The organism is Curtobacterium sp. BH-2-1-1, from assembly GCF_001806325.1.
Classification (GTDB): Bacteria; Actinomycetota; Actinomycetes; order Actinomycetales; family Microbacteriaceae; genus Curtobacterium.
On sequence record NZ_CP017580.1, the window covers coordinates 775,943 to 792,054 of the forward strand.

Below are 16,112 nucleotides of genomic sequence, written 5' to 3' on the forward strand. Positions count from 1 at the left end.
TCAGCCTTTCGAGGCGCGGCGGTAGAAGGGGAACGCGGTGACGGTGCTGGGGATGGCCGTTCCGCGGACGTCGATGTGGAGGAGCTGTCCCTCGGTGGCGAGCGCCGGGTCGACGAACGCCATCGCGACGGGGTGGCCGAGGGTCGGCGAGAGCGCACCGGAGGTGACGGTGCCGACGACGACGCCGTCCTGCACGACGTCGTACCCGGCACGCGGGGCCCGGCGGCCCTCGGCGACCAGGCCGACGAGCACGCGGGCGTCGTCCGACGGGGTGACGCCGGTGGCGCCGACGAAGTCGCCGTCTTTCGCCACGACCCGGCCGAGGCCGGCCTGGGCGGGACGGACGTCGGTGCCGAGCTCGTGCCCGTAGAGCGGCATGCCCGCCTCGAGCCGGAGGGTGTCGCGGGCGGCGAGGCCGGCGGGCACGACCCCGCGGTCGGCGCCGGCCTCGAGCAGGGCGTCCCAGAGCGCTCCGGCGACGGACGGGTCGCTGTAGACCTCGAAGCCGTCCTCGGCGGTGTAGCCGGTGCGGGCGACGAGGACCTCGGCGCCGTCGAACACCGCGTGCAGCGCCCGGTAGTACCCGAGCTCGTCGAGGGGGCTCTCCGGCTGGAGCCGGTCGGCGACGACGAGCGCGTCGAGCGTCCCGGCAGCGGCCGGGCCCTGGATCGCGACCAGTGCGGTGGTGTCCGAGTCGTCCGACACTTCGACGTCGAAGCCGTCGGCCCGTGCCGTCAGGGCGTCCACCGCGACCTGCCGGTTCGACGCGTTCGCGACGACGAGGAAGACGTCCTCGTCGGTGCGGTAGACGACGAGGTCGTCGAGGATGCCGCCGTCCTCGGTGAGGAGGAGTGAGTACTTCGCCCGGCCGACCGGCATCGCGCCGAACGACCCGGCGAGTGCGTGGTCGAGGAAGGCCACGGCCTGCGGACCGGTGACGCCGACCTCGGCCATGTGCGAGAGGTCGAAGACACCGGCGGCCTGACGCACGGCGTGGTGCTCGGCGAGGTCGGACGAGTACCGGACGGGCATCCGGTACCCGGCGAAGTCGGTGAAGGTGGCGCCGGCGGCTTCGTGGGCGGGCTCCAGCGGCGAAGAGCGCAGTGGGGACGTTGGCATGGGCGGAGTTCTCCTGGCATCGGCAGGACCCGACGACCGTCGTCGGGCGGAACTCCCCCTCTGTCATGGGCCTGAGAGTTTCACCGCGGCCCGTGAGGTCCGGCGGCTTTCACCGTGGGCGAGCCACGGACCGACCCGGTGGGGGCATCGTGGCTGCTTTTCAGAGTGGCCTGTCCGCTGCGGTGTGGGACCTGAGAGATTGTCGGGGGGATTGCTCCTTCGGTGCCGTGCTGGGTGCCCAGGGCACCGCACGACGTCTCCCGCGACGGATGAACGGCCGGTCTTCAGTTGTCGGGCCGATCATACCGACCCCGCGTTTCGGGCATGTGACGGACCCGGTGGTTCGACATCTCGTAGAATGCGGGGATGGCAGGTCAGCGATCACGCCCCCGCGGGCAGCTCGAGCAGGCGGTGCTCGACGCGCTCTGGTCGGCGGACGGCGGGCTCAGCGCGCGCCAGGTGCTCGACGCCTTCCCGGAACCCCGGCCCGCACTGACGACCGTGCTCACCGTGCTCGACCGCCTCGGTCGCAAGGGCCGGGTAGAGCGGCAGCAGCACGACGACGCTCCGCTCACCTTCCGTGCGACGAACAGCAGGGAAGAGCAGACCGCCTCCCTCATGTCGAACGCGCTCGCCGCCGCGACCGACCGCGAAGCCGCCCTGCTGCAGTTCACCGGGTCGCTCGCCTCCGACGACCTCGACGTCATCCGCCGCGCCCTCGACGCCCGAGCCCGTTCCTGACGGATCCGCCGTGGTCGTCACCGGAGTCGTCCTCATCGCGCTCGCCCTGGCGGTCGTGGTCCTCGCGCCCCGGGTCCTGACCCGCTCCGCGTGGACGATCGACCGGCCGCGAACCGCGCTGGTGTGCTGGTCGGTGGCGGTGCTGCTCGGCGTGGTCGGCTTCGTCGCGGGCATCACGTTGCTCGTCGTGGCCAACCGCCCGATCACCGACCCGATGGGCTTCGGCGGCTCCCCCACGCACGGGCTCAACGTCGGCGTCGCCCTGCTCGCCGTGCTCGCGTTCGTGATCGCGGTCCGGGTCCGCCCCGGCCCCGAGCACGAGGCCGTGCGCGAGGCGATGCGCTCCGGTGCGGCACCGCACCGCGAGATCGACGGCACGCCGGTGTCCGTCCTCGAGGCGGACCACGCGCTCGCCTGCGCCGTCCCCGGCAGGTCCGGCGGCGTGCTCGTGAGCACCGGGCTCGCGGACCGTCTGCGCACCGACGAACTGGAGGCCGTGGTCGCCCACGAACGCGCGCACCTGACCCAGCGCCACGCGGTCGCGGTCGGGATCGCCGAGTCGATCGAGCGTGCGGTCCCGTGGATCCCCGGTGCGCGCGCCATGGCGCGCTCGACGCGCGTCCTCGTGGAGTTCGCCGCCGACGACGCGGCCGCCCGACGTGTCGGACGCGACGCGCTGCGGCGAGCCGTCCTGGTGGCGGACGGGACGAGCGCGCTCGGGGCGATCCGCGCCTCCCGTCTGGGGTCCTGACGTGTGTCGGCGGTGGGGCATATGGTGATGGCACCGTGAAGCCACTGACCGAAGCAGACATCCGTTCGTCGTTCGTCAACGCCACCCCGGACGAACTCGCCCAGCTGCCCATCCCCGGCCTGCACGAGACGCTGTGGGACGAGCGCGAGTTCCTCGGGTGGCGCGACCCGCAGGCCGCCCGCCGCGGCTACATCGTGTCGTGGATCGACGACCGCCCGGTCGGGATCGTCGTGCGCTCCGCCGGTGGGTCCCTCCGCCCCGGGATCGCGGCGATGTGCTCGTTCTGCCACTCCCCGCAGCCGGCGACGCAGGTCCGCCTGTTCTCGGCCGCGCGTGCCGGAGAATCGGGGCGGAACGGCAACACCATCGGCTCCTACATCTGCGAGGACCTCGGGTGCCCGATGCTGATCCGCACCGCGCCGCCGCACCTCAACCCGCCGGCGACGATCGCGATGCGCGGCGAAGCACTCCTGCAGCGGGTGCGGAACTTCACCGAGGACGTGGCGAAGACCGCGTGAGCCGGTTCAGCACCGCCCGGTGGGCCGTCGTCGAGGAACTCGGGGACGGCCGGTGGCGCCTGACCCTTCACGACGAGGCGGACGACGAGCTCGGCGCGTTCGGGCTCGGCGTCGAGGGGCCGTGGGACCCGGACGTCGAACCGCACGTGGGCTTCGTGCTCGCGCAGCTCGGCCTGACGCTGCGCGGCACCCGACCCTGGCGGGTGGACGAGCTCGGGGACCAGCGGGCACCGGTGCTGCCGCTGGCGTGAGGGGCCCGGCGCTGCGGACTCACTCCGTCGCGGCGATGAAGTTCCGCAGGATCTCGCGGTCGTCGTCGGCGCGGGCGGCCCAGACCAGCTCGCTCCGGTGGTCGTCCGCCTCGAGCGGCAGCAGCACGACGGTGTCCGGAGCGGCGAGCGTGGCGCTCTCCGGCGCCACCGTCACCCCGAGGCCCGCGCCGACCAGGTGCAGCACCGTGGCCCAGGTGGTGGCCTCCTGCACGACCACGGGTCGCCGGGGACCGGACACCACCGGGGCGAGGTTGCGTTCGGTCGCGACCGATCCGGCCTCCGCCGGGAAGAACACGAACGGGTCGTCGAGCAGCTCCGGTCCCCGGATCGATGCCCGCGCCGCGAGCCGGTGCCCACGCGGGACCGCTGCCACGAACCGCTCGCTGCGGAACGGCAGGAAGCGCACGGCCGGGTCGGGATCGGGATCTCGTACGATCGCCAGGTCGAGCTCCCCGCGGACGATCCGCGCCAGCAGGGTCGACGAGTAGCCCTCGGTGAGTTCCACGCGGACGAGCGGGTAATGCTCCCGGAACACCTGCACGCGTTCGATCGGACCGAGCGGCAGCGCGGAGACGACGAACCCGACGTCGAGCCGACCCGCTTCGCCCCGGCCCACCCGCACGGTCTCGTCGAGGTCCCGGCGAGCCTGCTGCAGGAGCGATCGTGCCCGTCCCTGCAACACCCGTCCGGCCGGGGTGAGCGCGACGCTGCGACTCGTCCGCGCGAAGAGGTCGACGCCGAGCGCCCGTTCCGTCCGCCGGATCTGCTGCGACAGTGCCGGCTGCGCGATCCGGAGCGCCTCGGCAGCACGTCCGAAGTGCAGTTCGTCGGCCACGGCGAGGAACGCCCGGAGCTGCCGGAGGTCAACATCGAGCTCGCGATCCATGCACACAGCGTATCGATCCGCGCGAACGAGTATTGGACGGGACTCGGCACGGAGTCCGAGGATGGGTGCATGCCCGATGCGACCACCACCGACGCCGTCCTCATCACCGACATCGCCTCCGCTGCCGACGCCGAGGCGTTCCGCGTCCTCAACGAGGCCTGGATCAGCCGGTTCTTCACGGTCGAGGACGAGGACCGGAAGCTCCTCGGCGACCCACTCGGCCAGATCGTCGAGCCCGGCGGCGCCGCCTTCGTCGCACGGCTCGGATCGGACGGGCCGGTCATCGGCTGCGTCGGCATCGCGCCCGTCGGGCCCGGGGTGTTCGAGCTGGTCAAGATGGCCGTCTCGCCCGAGCACCAGGGGCACGGCACCGGCCGGAAGCTCATCGCCGCGGCGCTCGAACGTGCCCGGGCGATCGGTGCGCACCGCGTGGTGCTGGAGAGCAACGCGCAGCTGGCCAGCGCCGTGCACCTGTACGAGGCGTTCGGGTTCCGGCACCTCGGCCACGACGAGGTCGCGCCGAGCCCCTACGCCCGCGCGGACGTCCACATGACACTCGACCTCTGAGCGGAGCCGCCAGGGAGCGGTACCGACCCGGTACGCTCGCGGCATGGCGACACACGAGGTGCAGGCCGTCCGCGAACGCGGCGCGTGGCAGGTGTTCATCGACGGGTTCCTGGTGACCGAGGTCACCCGGTGGCCCTCCGTCGGGTTCGTCGCCCGCGAGTGGATCGGGCTCACCGAAGAGGTGCCCGCGCGCAAGGTCGACCTGACGATCCGCGTCGTCGGACGCAACCAGTACGTGGCCTGACGGTCCCCGTCAGCGAGCAGCTGCGACGAGCTGGCGCCCTCGCCGGGGAGACGCCACCATGGACCGCGTGAGCACCACGACCTTCGACGACCTGATCGCGATCGGCGAAGCCGCCGACGTCACCGGCTGGGACTTCTCGTGGCTCGACGGCCGCGCCACCGAGGAGCGCCCGCCGTGGGGCTACGCGAACCTGCTCGGCGAGCGACTCGGCCGCCTCGCCGAGGTCCCCGGTTCCGCCAGCCTCGACGTGCAGACCGGCGGTGGTGAGGTCCTCGCCGAGGCCACGGCGTTCCCGGCCACGGCGGTCGCCACGGAGTCCTGGGCGCCGAACGTCGCCGCCGCCACTCGGCTCCTGCATCCGCGCGGAGTGGTCGTCGTCGCTGACCCGGACGAACCACCGCTGCCCTTCGCCGACGGCGCCTTCGACCTCGTGACGAGCCGGCACCCCGCCGCGATCCACTGGGACGAGATCGCCCGAGTACTCGCCCCCGGAGGCACCTACTTCGCCCAGCACGTCGGCCCGGCGAGCGTGTTCGAGCTCATCGAGTTCTTCCTCGGCCCGAAGCCGATCGAGCGTCGGGGGCGACACCACGACGACGAGGCCGACGCCGCGCGAGCCGCCGGCCTCGAGGTCGTGGACCTCCGGACCGCTCGCACCCGCATCGAGATCCACGACGTCGCGGCGGTGGTCTACCTGCTGCGGAAGGTGATCTGGTGGGTGCCGGACTTCAGCGTCGAGCGATACCGCGACCGTCTGCGCGACCTGCACGAGCTGATCCAGCGGGACGGACCGTTCGTGGCGTCCTCAGCCCGGCACCTCATCGAGGCACGCCGACCCGAGTAGCCGACCCGTGCCTCCAGGCCGACGGCAACAGCCGACAGCCGACAAGCCGATAGCCGACAGCCGACAGCCACCGGCTGACGGCCCACACCAGCCCGCCGCTCACGCGACGTGCCAGACCAGCCCCTCTTGCGCACTCGACGGGTAGGCCGCCGCGATCCGCAGCACCGCCTCGCGCAGCGTGTCCGGCGAGCACGCCAGGTTGAGCCGCGCGAACCCGCGGCCCTGCGACCCGAACCCGAGGCCGGAGTTCAACGCGACGTAGGCGTGCTCCCGGAGCGGCACGGCGGGGTCGTCCCCGAGCCCGATGCCGCGGAAGTCGAGCCACGCCAGGTAGCCGGCGCGGGGCCGGGTGTACACGACGCCGGGCAGGTGCTCCGCGAGGAGGGAGCCGAGCAGCCGTTCGTTCGCGACGATCCGGGCGACCACGTCGTCGAGCCAGTCCGTCGCCAGGCTGAACGCCGCGAGGTTCGCGTGCAACCCGAGGATGCTCGTGCGGCAGGCGACCTCCTCCCAGAGCGTGTCGAGGAGCGCTGCGGTCCGTGTGTCCCCGGCGACGATGATCGAGCACTTCACGCCGGCGAGGTTCCAGCCCTTGCTCGCGCTCGTGACGCAGATGCTCCGCGCCCCGGCGGGCTCGGCGACCGCGGCGAACGGGGTGAAGCGGACGCCGGGGTGCGTCAGCGGTGCGTGGATCTCGTCGCTGATGACGAGGACGTCGTACCGTGCGGCCAGTTCGGCGAGCGCCACGAGGTCGTCGTGGTCGTGCACAAGGCCGACGGGGTTGTGCGGGTTGCAGAGCAGGAAGACGCGGACGCCGTCGGCGAAGGCGCGCTCGAGGCCCTCGAGGTCGAGCCGGTAGACGCCCCACTGCTCGAGCAGCGGGACCTCTTCCACCTGACATCGGGCTTCTTCGACGAGCTCGAAGAACGGCGGGTACACCGGCGGCGTGATGGCGACCCGGCCGCCGTCCGGCAGCGCGAGGCGGAGCGATTCGACGATCCCGACGCTGACGTCCGTGGCGAGGGACACCCGGGCGGGGTCGACGTCCCAGTCCCAGCGGTCCTTCGCGAACGCGGCGAACGCCGGTGCGAGCGGCCCGGGCCCGTCGAGGTACCCGAGGTCGGACTGCTGCACCCGCTCGATGAGCGCCTGCCGGATCGCCGGCGCGACCTCGTGGTCCATCTCGGCGACGAACAGGGGCAGCACGTCGGGCGCGTACCGCGTCCACTTGATGCTCGTGCGGACCCCTCGCAGGGTGCCGACCGGGTCCTCCTCGTCGTGCGCCATGCGTCCCAGCATGCATCGGACTGGAGGCGCGGCGCGAGTCCGGCCGTCATCCTGCGTCGTCCGCGGGGTCGGGCTCGACCGCGAGCCAGAGCTCGGCCTCCGCGGTACGACCGCCGGGTGCGAGCCGGACACGAGCGATCTCCGGCGCCGCCACCAGACGGTACGGGTTGGCGGGCAACCACTCCCCGAACGCCTGCGGCCACAGCGCCTGGATCGCTCCGGGCACCGGTCCCGAGCCGGAGAACACGACCCACGTCGCAGCCGGCACCTCGATGACGTCGAGGCCCGGTGCGCTCTCGACCGAGGTGGCGGCGACCACCGAGTAACGGAGGAGACTGCCGTCCGCGCGGCCCTCGGCGAACGCATCGGAGACGGACAGCACGCCCGAGGGCTCCTGGTCGGACAGTCCGGCGATGCGCTCCCGGTCCTCGGGGGTGATGCTGCGTTCGAACGCCTGGATCGCGTCGTTCGGCCCCTCGTACACGAGCGGGACACGGGTCGAGCGTCCGACGAGACGGAAGGCGGGTTTCTGGACGAGGCGGTACTGCACGGGAGTGCTCCCTTCGACGGTGAGACGGAAGGACAGCCGACCCTGCGACCGGAGGACGGCGCCGGGCTCGCGCGCCTCCTGCGGCCCGATGCCGTGCACGGCGCGGAACGCCCGCCCGAACGCATCGGCCGAGCCGTACCCGAAGCGTGCGGCGACGTCCGAGACGGTCGTCGTCCCCGAGGCGATGACGGCCGCGGCGAGCGTCATCCGGCGACGTCGGACGTACTCGGAGAGCGGCATCCCGGCGAGCGCGGAGAACACCCGCCGGAAGTGGTACTCGCTCGTCCCGGTGATGCGCGCGAGCTCGTCCACGTCGAGCACGGTGTCGTCCGGGCCGCCGTCGAGGTGTTCCTCGACCGCGGCGATCGCCTCGTTCCAACGCTCCATGTCGGTGTCCTTCCTGGTGGTGTCATCGACGCTACGGTGACGTCGCGCGACGGACACGATGATCCCTGCCCGAGCTGGTCGGCCTACTGTCTGCGTCATGAGCACGAGCACCGCCGACAAGGCGACCACCCTCAAGCAGCTGCACGAAGCATCGGAGATCCTCCGCGTCGTCAACGTCTGGGACGCGATCAGCGCGAAGGTCGTCAGCGACCTTCCGGAGACGAAGGCGATCGCCACCGCCGGGCACTCCATCGCCGCCTCGTACGGGTACGACGACGGCGGGATGCCGCTCGACCTGGCACTGTCGGGCGCCGCGATCGTCGCCGCCGCCACGGACCTGCCCGTCACGGCGGACCTCGACGACGGCTACGAGGACCCGGCCGAGACGATCCGCCGCGCGATCGCTGCGGGGATCGTGGGCGCGAACGTCGAGGACCGCCTCCGCCCGTTCGACGAGGCCGTCGCCCGGGTCGCCGCCATCACCGCCGCCGCCCAGGCCGAGGGCATCGACTTCCAGCTCAACGCCCGCACCGACGCCATCGCCCGCGGCGGGGACCGCCCGATCGAGGAGAGCATCGCCGACGCGATCGCCCGCGGCAAGGCGTTCCTCGACAACGGCGCCGCGCTGGTGTTCGTGCCGGGAGCCATCCAGCGTGACGTCGTGGAGCAGCTCGTCGCGGGCCTCGGTCGCGGCAAGCTGTCCGTGATCGGGCTGCCGGGCGCCCTGCCCGCCGCCGAGTACGAGGCCCTCGGGGTCGCCCGCATCTCGTACGGCCCGCTGACGCAGCGCGTCGCGCTCCGCGCGCTGCGCGACCTGGCGACCGACCTGTACGGCGGTGGCGTCGTGCCGGAGGACACCCCGACCCTCAACTGAACCAACAGGCGGCCTGGAGGCGCGGTGCCAGCTGGCACCGCGCCTCCCGTCCGTCGGTCGGTCGCCTCCGATACCTTCTTGCCATGACCCTGGACGTCGACGCGCTGCTCGCACCGCCCTCCCCCGTGGCCGCGCGGGCGCTCGATGTCGTGCGTGCGTGGTCCTCGCCGGCGCTGGTGCACCACTGCCTGCGCTCGTGGGCGTGGGCGTCGCTCCTCGCACCGACCATCGAGCTCGAACCAGACCGTGAGCTGCTGTTCGTCGCGACGATGCTGCACGACCTCGGCGTGACGCCGTCCTTCGACGCCCACGCCGTGCCGTTCGAGGACGCCGGCGGTGCGGTCGGCAGCGTGTTCGCCATCGGTGCCGGGTGGGATGCCGCCCGTGCCCGTCGGGTCGGTGAGGTGATCGAGCGCCACATGTGGACGTCGGTCGACCCCGCGTTCGACGTCGAGGGCCACCTGCTCGAGGTCGCGACCTCGCTCGACGTCTCCGGGGCCGGGTTCGCCCTGTGGAAGACGTCAGACCTGCTCGCCGTCACCGCGGCAGTCCCCCGCCTCGACTTCTCCGAGGCGTTCGACGGGCTGATCCACGAGCAGGCCGGTCGCAAGCCGTCCTCCTCCGCCGCCAGACTCGACGGTTCGGGCAACGTCGCCGCCGGTGGGATCCGCTGGACATCGTTCCTGGACAATCCGGGCATCGTCGAGTAGAGTCTTCTTTTGGTGCACTGCAGCGAACCCATCTGACTCGCGCACACCGAACCGTCTCGAAGCCGACTCACCCGAGTCGCATTCCCACGAGACCACCGCTCGATCCGAACGGACGAGCTGCACGTCGAAGCTCGACGTGCGCGCCCCGCACTCGATGCGTCGCGCCGGACTCAGCCGTCCGCCGACACCGAGTCGCCCTGGGCGCCGAACGACCAGGAAGTACCGCAACACCATGACCAGCAACGAACGAATCACCATCACCGGCACCGCCCTCGCGGCGCCGACCGTCTCCCCCGACCGCATCGCCGAGTTCGGTGTGCGCGACGAGCGCTCGCAGCGCGAGTACCTCGTCCGCATCCCGGCCGACGACCTCGGTCTCTTCATCACCCGTGGCGCCCGCGTCGACATCGACGGCGAGGCCGGCTGGACCGTGCCCGGTCGCTCGTGGCGCGGTGAGTCGAGCCGCACGCTCGTGCAGGCGCAGTCCGTCCGCGTGGGCGAGCTGGCACTCGCAGCCTGAGCCCAGCACGCCACACACGAAGGCCGCCGAGCACTGCTCGGCGGCCTTCGTCGTGTGTGGGGTCAGTCGGTCTTGTCCGCGGCCGCCGTGTCTGCGTCCGCCGTGTTCGCTTCGTCGGCGTCGGCGAAGCGGTGCCCGCCGTCGACGTTCACCGGCCGTTCGGTCCCCGCTCGCTCCGCAGCGTCCCGCAGCCGCCGGATGAACGCGTGGTCCTCGGGCTCGAGTTCGTCGTCGGGCGCCGCGCTCACGGTCAACTCGCTCGCGGGGCCGATCAGCACCGTCGTCCGGGTCACCGAGCCGTCGTCGGCCACCGCGGGGATCGCAACGGTGTCGGTCCTGCCGTTGGCACCGAGGATCGCCGCGTAGTCCGCGACCGCATCGGCGATCGCGTCCCCCGTGAGGATCTGGCTGCCGTCGTAGTGGATGTACTTCACGTTGCCTCCTAGCCTCTCGACGGTAGGTGGGCGTGATGCGCGTGGGCCGAGCAAGCGCGTTCTGTGGCCAAACCGGTCGACGATCGGCTCAGCGCGGACGACGCGACGTCAGTACTCGCCCTTGACGACGAAGTACGAACCGCGAATCGTCCCCGCCAGCTTCGACTTCTGCCGCGCGAACTTGAACGTGTCCGCCAGCTCCTCCGGCACCTCCATGCCGTCCGAGAGCTTGAACCCGACCGCGCGCTTGCCGCCCGGCTCCAGCGTGTAGAGGACGTTGACCGCGAGTCCGGACTCGTAGAAGACGTGGGTCCAGCGGATGCCGTCGACGAAGGCCTCGGTGGCTTCGAGCGGCTTCGAGGCGATGACCAGACCCCGCTCCTCCTGGAGGACTTTCGTGACGTAGTCGACCAGGTCGGGCACGTCCTCGGCGGGGTGGGTGGTGAAGACGTGGTCGTACTTGTTCTTGAAGTAGCGGGCCTCGTTCGCCCGGAGCCCGGCGAGGGCGTCGGCGACCGGCGATGACTCCAACCCGACGGTGGACACGTGCTCGAAGTCGACGACGTACGACATGGGGCCTCCTCGGCGATGGACTCAGCGCCAACCTAGCGCGGCGATGCGAACAGACGCCAAGCCGGCCGGTCCGACGCACGCATCCGCGGTTGCGGTCAGACGAGCTTCTCGAAGACCATCGTCGCCTGGATCCGGTCGCCGCCGCCGAAGCCTGTGCTGCCCGAGGACGACGTGGTGATCGTGTGCAGCCGGTACCCGAGCGCCGCCTGCGCGTTGATCGCCCGCTCGAGCTCCGTGAGGTTGCCGGACCCGGTACCGAAGAACTTCTCCTTGAGCACCACCTGCAGGACGACGTAGCTCATACCGGCTGGAGCAGGGCGCGGCTGCCCACCGGCGGAGGCCTCGGCCTGGATCCGGTCGATCACCCCGCCGAGTCCCGGTAACGGCGCTGCCGCGGGCTGCACCTGCTCCGTCCACGCGGAGCCGTCCCACCACCGCATCGTCCCGGAACCGTCGTCGTACCAGCCCGCCTGCGCGTTCGTCATGTAGCCATCCTGGCGGCGTGCGATCGATTCCGGCGACGGCACTGCAAATCCCCCAGCACCGTCACCGGCGAAGCCGCGCGTTGGTCACGCTCACCAACATCGTGCCCTAGCCTCTTTGAGTAAACATCAACAACTCGGGGGAAGAACCATGGCAGTGCAGACCGCGATCGACCCAAGCGTGCAGCAGCAGGTAGCGAACGAGCTTGGACTCTACGTCTACATGCTCGTCGATCCCGCGACGGGTGTGCCCTTCTACGTCGGGAAGGGAAAGGGCGAACGTTTCGCCTCCCACGGGAGGGAAGCGCTGCTCACGGACAGCGCCGAGACCCCGAGCAACAAGATCGCCAAGATCAAGGCGATCCGGGAACTCGGCGCTGAACCGGAGATCTGGATCGTCCGCTACGGCATGCGATCCGAGGTCGAGTACACGTCTGTCGAGGCTGCGTGCATCGACCTGCTCCGCTCGATGCCGGTCCTCGCACGGGCCACAGGAACCGTGCGGCTTCCCGGAGGCCAAGCCGCCCAGCTCACGAACGCGCGACGAGAGTCGGCCAAGGGGCACGGCATCATGCGACTCCAGGACCTTCTCGACGAGATGTCAGCGCCGCCGCTCGAGACGGACGAACCCCTGCTCATCGTTTCCCTCGGCGCGTGGACCAGCAGTCGCGAGGAGGCGCTCGACGGCTCCGAACTGGACGGCTACGGGTACAAGGCGGACTGGCTCCCGCGAGCGGAGCGCGAGAAGCACTCCCAGGAGATCGGGCAATCGGCGTCGAAGTGGTTCAAGTTCTCCGAAGCCACGGTCGAGCGCCACGGGATCGAGTACGCCGTCGCAGCGAATCGCGGCGTGACTCGCGCACTCCTCCGGATCGTCCCGGGCTCGTGGCAGCACCGAGGGTCGGGCACTCATCGCCGGAGCGGCTTCCGCTTCGAGGTCGTGAGCGACGGAGCACTGTTCGAGGAGACGGTCGGCGCGTACGGCCACCGCCTGCCGGAGAAGAGGCGTGGCGAGCAGTCGACGTTCCGCTACTGGCCCTACGCCCGCTGAAGACGGACCGAGGCGCACAACCCGGACGACGGGTCAGTTGTTGAAGCGGAACTCCACCACGTCGCCGTCCTGCATGACGTAGTCCTTGCCCTCGATCCGGGCCTTGCCGTGCGCACGGGCCTCGGCGATGGAGCCGGCGGCCATGAGGTCCTCGAACGAGATCACCTCGGCCTTGATGAAGCCCTTCTCGAAGTCCGTGTGGATCACGCCGGCAGCTTGGGGTGCCTTCCACCCCTTGCCGATCGTCCACGCGCGGGCTTCCTTCGGACCGGCCGTCAGGTAGGTCTGCAGCCCGAGGGTGTCGAAGCCGATCCGGGCGAGCTGGTCGAGGCCGGACTCGGTCTGCCCGGTCGATTCGAGGAGCTCGGCGGCGTCGGCCGGGTCGAGCTCGATCAGCTCGGACTCGACCTGCGCGTCGAGGAACACGGCCTGGGCGGGCGCGACGAGCGCGGCCAGTTCGGCCTTGCGGGACTCGTCGGTGAGGATCGCCTCATCGACGTTGAAGACGAAGATGAACGGCTTGGCCGACAGGAGCCCGAGCTCGGCGATCGGTGCGAGGTCGATCGAGGTGGCGGACAGGAGCGTGCCCTGCTCGAGCGCCGCCTTGGCCTCACGGGCGGTCTCGAGCACGATCGGCTCCGCCTGCTTCAGCTTCACGGTCTTCTCGTACCGCGGCAGCGCCTTCTCGATGGTCTCGAGGTCGGCGAGGATCAGCTCGGTGTTGATGACCTCGAGGTCGTCCTTCGGCGACACCTTGTTCGCGACGTGCACGACGTCGTCGTCGGTGAAGCCGCGGACGACCTGGGCGATGGCGTCGGCCTCGCGGATGTTGGCGAGGAACTTGTTGCCGAGCCCCTCGCCCTCGCTCGCGCCCTTGACGATGCCAGCGATGTCGACGAACGACACGGGTGCCGGCACGGTCTTCTCGGAGTTGAAGAGCGTCGCGAGCTGGTCCAGCCGCGGGTCGGGGAGGTTCACCACGCCGACGTTCGGCTCGATCGTCGCGAACGGGTAGTTCGCGGCGAGGACCTGGTTCTTGGTCAGGGCGTTGAACAGGGTCGACTTGCCGACGTTCGGGAGACCGACGATTCCGATGGTGAGTGCCACGGGAGGACAGCCTACCGGCGGCCGCCCGCCGGGGCCGACCCGCGCCTCCAGTCCGACAGTCCGACAGTCCGACAGTCCGACAGTCCGACGCGGACGGCCGACCGTCCGCTGCCGCCCACCGTACGGCCGGGACGGCCGGCCCGGCCGCAACGCCGAGGGGCTCGGCGGCGATGTCGGCGCCGCGTGCGACGATCGGGACCGTGCCGTTGAACTTCACCGCGATCGACTTCGAGACCGCGAACAGCTCGCCCGCCAGCGCCTGCTCGGTCGGACTCGTCAAGGTCCGCGCGGGCAGGGTCGTCGAGCGGGCGTCGTGGTTCATCCGGCCGCCGCTCGGGCACGACGCCTTCCTCGAGTGGAACACCCGCATCCACGGCATCGTCGCGTCGGACGTCGTCGGGGCGAAGTCGTGGGAGCAGCAGTACCCGGACATCGTGGCGTTCGCCGACGGGGACGTCCTCGTGGCGCACAACGCCCGCTTCGACATGGGCGTGATCGCCGGCGGGTGCTCGGCGACGGGGATCGACCTCGCGGAACACCACTCGCTGTGTTCGCTGCAGGTCGCCCGCAAGACCTACACGCTCGACTCCTACCGCCTGCCGATGGCGGCGCGGGCCGCCGGGTACGAGGGCTTCCAGCACCACGACGCGGCCGCCGATGCCGAGGCGTGCGCGGCGATCGTCGTGCACGCGGCCGGGCACCACGGGACGGACACGGTCGAGGCGCTCGGCGCGGCCGTCCGGGTCGCCATCGCTCCGGTGCGGGCCCGAGCGGAGAAGCCGCGGACGGCTGCGCAGCCCCGGCTGTCGAACCGCCCGATGATCTTCGCCGACTGACGTCGGCCCCTCGGCCGCGCTGGCCAGTCTGCCTCGGGCCCGGTGGTATTGTCACGACAATCCCTACTGCTGAAGGACCGCGATGACCAACGAAGGCCAGCTGCCGTCCGACCTGTTCATGGACTTGGACCGGTCGGGTCCGATGCCCCTGTACTTCCAGGTCGCCTCGCGCATCGAGGAGTCGATCCGCTCCGGCGCGATGCCCCCGGGTGCCCGCCTCGAGAACGAGATCGCCCTCGGTGAGCGGCTCGGGCTGTCCCGGCCGACGATCCGCCGAGCGATCCAGGACCTCGTCGACAAGGGCCTGCTCGTGCGCCGGCGCGGGATCGGCACCCAGGTCGTGCACGGCCCGGTGACCCGCAAGGTCGAGCTGACCAGCCTCTACGACGACCTCGCACAGGGGTCGCAGGCGCCGGCGACGAAGCTCCTGGAACGCAACGACGTGCCCGCCCCGGACGCCGTCGCCGAGGCGCTCGGCATCGCACCGGGCACCACGGTCGCCCACATCCGTCGCGTGCGCTTCGCCGAGGACGTCCCGATGGCGATCCTCGAGAACTACCTGCCGCCGGAGTTCCTCGAGATCACCGACGACGACCTGCAGACCCACGGCCTGTACCAGCTCCTGCGCGGCCGCGGCGTGACCATGCGGGTCGCGAAGCAGCGCATCGGCGCCCGTGCGGTCACCGACGAGGAGGCCGGCCTGCTCGAGATCGAGGACGGCGACCCGGTGCTCACGATGAGCCGCACCGCATACGACGCCTCGGGCCGCGCGGTCGAGTACGGCGTGCACTGCTACCGCCCCGACCGCTACTCGTTCGAGGTCACGCTCGTCGACAAGTAGGCCGCCCGCTCAGGCGAACGAGGGGACCCCGAGTTCGCCCGTCACGTACTGCGCCCGGCCGAAGCCGAAGGACCAGTCCTCCGGCCCGTTCTCGACGTACCCGATGAAGACATCCTCGGACGCGACACCGACCCCCGCGAGCCCGTCGTGGATCGCGCGGTAGAGCTCCTGCTTCGCGGCCTGGTCGCGCCCGCGCTGTGTGAAGACCTGGATCATCACGACGCCGTCGGTGCGCTCGAACCCGAGTCCGGCGTCCTCGGCGATGATCTGCTGCGCCGGGTGCTCGGTGACGATCTGGAACCGGTCGCGTGCGGGGATGCCGTACACGTCGACGATGGCGGTGTGGATCGCGTCGGCGACGGCACGCACGGCCTCGGGCGTGCGGCCGGTGGCGAGGTCGATACGGACGAGCGGCATGGTGCCTCCTGCAGGTCGATGCTTTGTCCTGACAACCTAACATGGATTGCGAGCGCGGGACAGAACGGACGGGAGGCGCGGTGCCAGCTGGCACCGCGCCT

Annotated in this window: 22 protein-coding genes and 1 riboswitch; of the genes, 13 read left to right on the forward strand and 9 right to left on the reverse strand. The window is 71.2% G+C overall.

Annotation, left to right across the window (positions count from 1 at the left end; all coding sequences use genetic code 11):
* Positions 1-1,119, reverse strand: coding sequence for a glycine cleavage system aminomethyltransferase GcvT (gcvT, locus tag BJK06_RS03515; protein WP_070416721.1), 1,119 nt, complete (start codon positions 1,117-1,119; stop codon positions 1-3).
* Between the two features lie 170 nt (positions 1,120-1,289).
* Positions 1,290-1,392, reverse strand: a riboswitch (glycine riboswitch).
* Positions 1,393-1,485: 93 nt separating this feature from the next.
* Between gcvT and BJK06_RS03520 the strand changes: the two genes are divergently transcribed.
* Genes BJK06_RS03520 through BJK06_RS03535 form a run of 4 tightly spaced genes read left to right on the forward strand, consistent with a single transcriptional unit; the run spans position 1,486 to position 3,380 of the window.
* Complete coding sequence (locus BJK06_RS03520; RefSeq protein WP_070416722.1) at positions 1,486-1,860, forward strand: BlaI/MecI/CopY family transcriptional regulator; 375 nt, start codon at positions 1,486-1,488, stop codon at positions 1,858-1,860.
* Between the two features lie 10 nt (positions 1,861-1,870).
* A complete protein-coding gene (locus BJK06_RS03525) occupies positions 1,871-2,611 on the forward strand; it encodes a M56 family metallopeptidase (RefSeq protein WP_070416723.1) in 741 nt (246 codons plus the stop codon).
* A 35-nt stretch (positions 2,612-2,646) separates the two neighbouring features.
* Positions 2,647-3,129, forward strand: a complete 483-nt coding sequence (locus BJK06_RS03530) for an FBP domain-containing protein (RefSeq protein ID WP_070416724.1) — start codon at positions 2,647-2,649, stop codon at positions 3,127-3,129.
* Complete coding sequence (locus BJK06_RS03535) at positions 3,126-3,380, forward strand: hypothetical protein (RefSeq protein WP_070416725.1); 255 nt, start codon at positions 3,126-3,128, stop codon at positions 3,378-3,380. The genes BJK06_RS03530 and BJK06_RS03535 overlap by 4 nt, the downstream gene beginning before the upstream one ends.
* Positions 3,381-3,399: 19 nt before the next feature.
* Here BJK06_RS03535 and BJK06_RS03540 read toward each other — a convergent pair whose 3' ends face one another.
* A complete protein-coding gene (locus BJK06_RS03540; RefSeq protein ID WP_070416726.1) occupies positions 3,400-4,287 on the reverse strand; it encodes a LysR substrate-binding domain-containing protein in 888 nt (295 codons plus the stop codon).
* A gap of 69 nt (positions 4,288-4,356) precedes the next feature.
* On the opposite strand from BJK06_RS03540, the gene BJK06_RS03545 reads away from it, so the two are divergent.
* The 3 genes from BJK06_RS03545 to BJK06_RS03555 are packed head-to-tail and all read left to right on the forward strand — an operon-like array spanning position 4,357 to position 5,942.
* A complete protein-coding gene (locus BJK06_RS03545; protein ID WP_070416727.1) occupies positions 4,357-4,854 on the forward strand; it encodes a GNAT family N-acetyltransferase in 498 nt (165 codons plus the stop codon).
* A gap of 43 nt (positions 4,855-4,897) precedes the next feature.
* Positions 4,898-5,098 (forward strand): hypothetical protein, encoded by a 201-nt coding sequence (locus BJK06_RS03550; protein WP_070416728.1) that lies wholly within the window; start codon positions 4,898-4,900, stop codon positions 5,096-5,098.
* A 58-nt stretch (positions 5,099-5,156) separates the two neighbouring features.
* Complete coding sequence (locus tag BJK06_RS03555; protein WP_070416729.1) at positions 5,157-5,942, forward strand: class I SAM-dependent methyltransferase; 786 nt, start codon at positions 5,157-5,159, stop codon at positions 5,940-5,942.
* Between the two features lie 99 nt (positions 5,943-6,041).
* Here BJK06_RS03555 and BJK06_RS03560 read toward each other — a convergent pair whose 3' ends face one another.
* Positions 6,042-7,229: a MalY/PatB family protein gene (locus tag BJK06_RS03560; RefSeq protein ID WP_258027689.1), complete on the reverse strand. Its 1,188-nt coding sequence runs from the start codon at positions 7,227-7,229 to the stop codon at positions 6,042-6,044.
* A gap of 46 nt (positions 7,230-7,275) precedes the next feature.
* Positions 7,276-8,166: a helix-turn-helix domain-containing protein gene (locus BJK06_RS03565; RefSeq protein ID WP_070416731.1), complete on the reverse strand. Its 891-nt coding sequence runs from the start codon at positions 8,164-8,166 to the stop codon at positions 7,276-7,278.
* A gap of 97 nt (positions 8,167-8,263) precedes the next feature.
* Between BJK06_RS03565 and BJK06_RS03570 the strand changes: the two genes are divergently transcribed.
* From BJK06_RS03570 to BJK06_RS03580, 3 genes are all read left to right on the forward strand, one after another.
* Complete coding sequence (locus BJK06_RS03570; protein ID WP_070416732.1) at positions 8,264-9,040, forward strand: isocitrate lyase/phosphoenolpyruvate mutase family protein; 777 nt, start codon at positions 8,264-8,266, stop codon at positions 9,038-9,040.
* 83 nt (positions 9,041-9,123) lie between these two features.
* Positions 9,124-9,750 carry an HD domain-containing protein gene (locus BJK06_RS03575; protein WP_070416733.1) on the forward strand — a complete coding sequence of 209 codons (627 nt, stop codon included), beginning with the start codon at positions 9,124-9,126 and terminating at the stop codon, positions 9,748-9,750.
* Between the two features lie 232 nt (positions 9,751-9,982).
* A complete protein-coding gene (locus tag BJK06_RS03580; RefSeq protein WP_070416734.1) occupies positions 9,983-10,270 on the forward strand; it encodes a hypothetical protein in 288 nt (95 codons plus the stop codon).
* A 62-nt stretch (positions 10,271-10,332) separates the two neighbouring features.
* On the opposite strand, the gene BJK06_RS03585 is transcribed toward BJK06_RS03580, so the two are convergent.
* The 3 genes from BJK06_RS03585 to BJK06_RS18100 form a co-directional block, all read right to left on the reverse strand.
* Positions 10,333-10,704 (reverse strand): hypothetical protein, encoded by a 372-nt coding sequence (locus BJK06_RS03585; RefSeq protein WP_070416735.1) that lies wholly within the window; start codon positions 10,702-10,704, stop codon positions 10,333-10,335.
* Between the two features lie 108 nt (positions 10,705-10,812).
* Complete coding sequence (locus tag BJK06_RS03590) at positions 10,813-11,277, reverse strand: phage tail protein (protein WP_070416736.1); 465 nt, start codon at positions 11,275-11,277, stop codon at positions 10,813-10,815.
* A gap of 95 nt (positions 11,278-11,372) precedes the next feature.
* Positions 11,373-11,762 carry a DUF2510 domain-containing protein gene (locus BJK06_RS18100; RefSeq protein WP_083295027.1) on the reverse strand — a complete coding sequence of 130 codons (390 nt, stop codon included), beginning with the start codon at positions 11,760-11,762 and terminating at the stop codon, positions 11,373-11,375.
* A 154-nt stretch (positions 11,763-11,916) separates the two neighbouring features.
* Here BJK06_RS18100 and BJK06_RS03600 point away from each other — a divergent pair, with 154 nt between their 5' ends.
* On the forward strand, positions 11,917-12,810 hold the full coding sequence (locus BJK06_RS03600; protein ID WP_156794746.1) for a GIY-YIG nuclease family protein: 894 nt from the start codon (positions 11,917-11,919) through the stop codon (positions 12,808-12,810).
* Between the two features lie 33 nt (positions 12,811-12,843).
* Here BJK06_RS03600 and ychF read toward each other — a convergent pair whose 3' ends face one another.
* A complete protein-coding gene (gene ychF / locus BJK06_RS03605) occupies positions 12,844-13,917 on the reverse strand; it encodes a redox-regulated ATPase YchF (RefSeq protein WP_070416738.1) in 1,074 nt (357 codons plus the stop codon).
* A gap of 200 nt (positions 13,918-14,117) precedes the next feature.
* Here ychF and BJK06_RS03610 point away from each other — a divergent pair, with 200 nt between their 5' ends.
* Positions 14,118-14,753, forward strand: coding sequence for an exonuclease domain-containing protein (locus BJK06_RS03610; RefSeq protein ID WP_083295392.1), 636 nt, complete (start codon positions 14,118-14,120; stop codon positions 14,751-14,753).
* Between the two features lie 82 nt (positions 14,754-14,835).
* On the forward strand, positions 14,836-15,594 hold the full coding sequence (locus BJK06_RS03615) for a GntR family transcriptional regulator (protein ID WP_070416740.1): 759 nt from the start codon (positions 14,836-14,838) through the stop codon (positions 15,592-15,594).
* Between the two features lie 9 nt (positions 15,595-15,603).
* On the opposite strand, the gene BJK06_RS03620 is transcribed toward BJK06_RS03615, so the two are convergent.
* A complete protein-coding gene (locus BJK06_RS03620; RefSeq protein ID WP_070416741.1) occupies positions 15,604-16,011 on the reverse strand; it encodes a tautomerase family protein in 408 nt (135 codons plus the stop codon).
* Between the last annotated feature and the right edge of the window lie 101 nt (positions 16,012-16,112).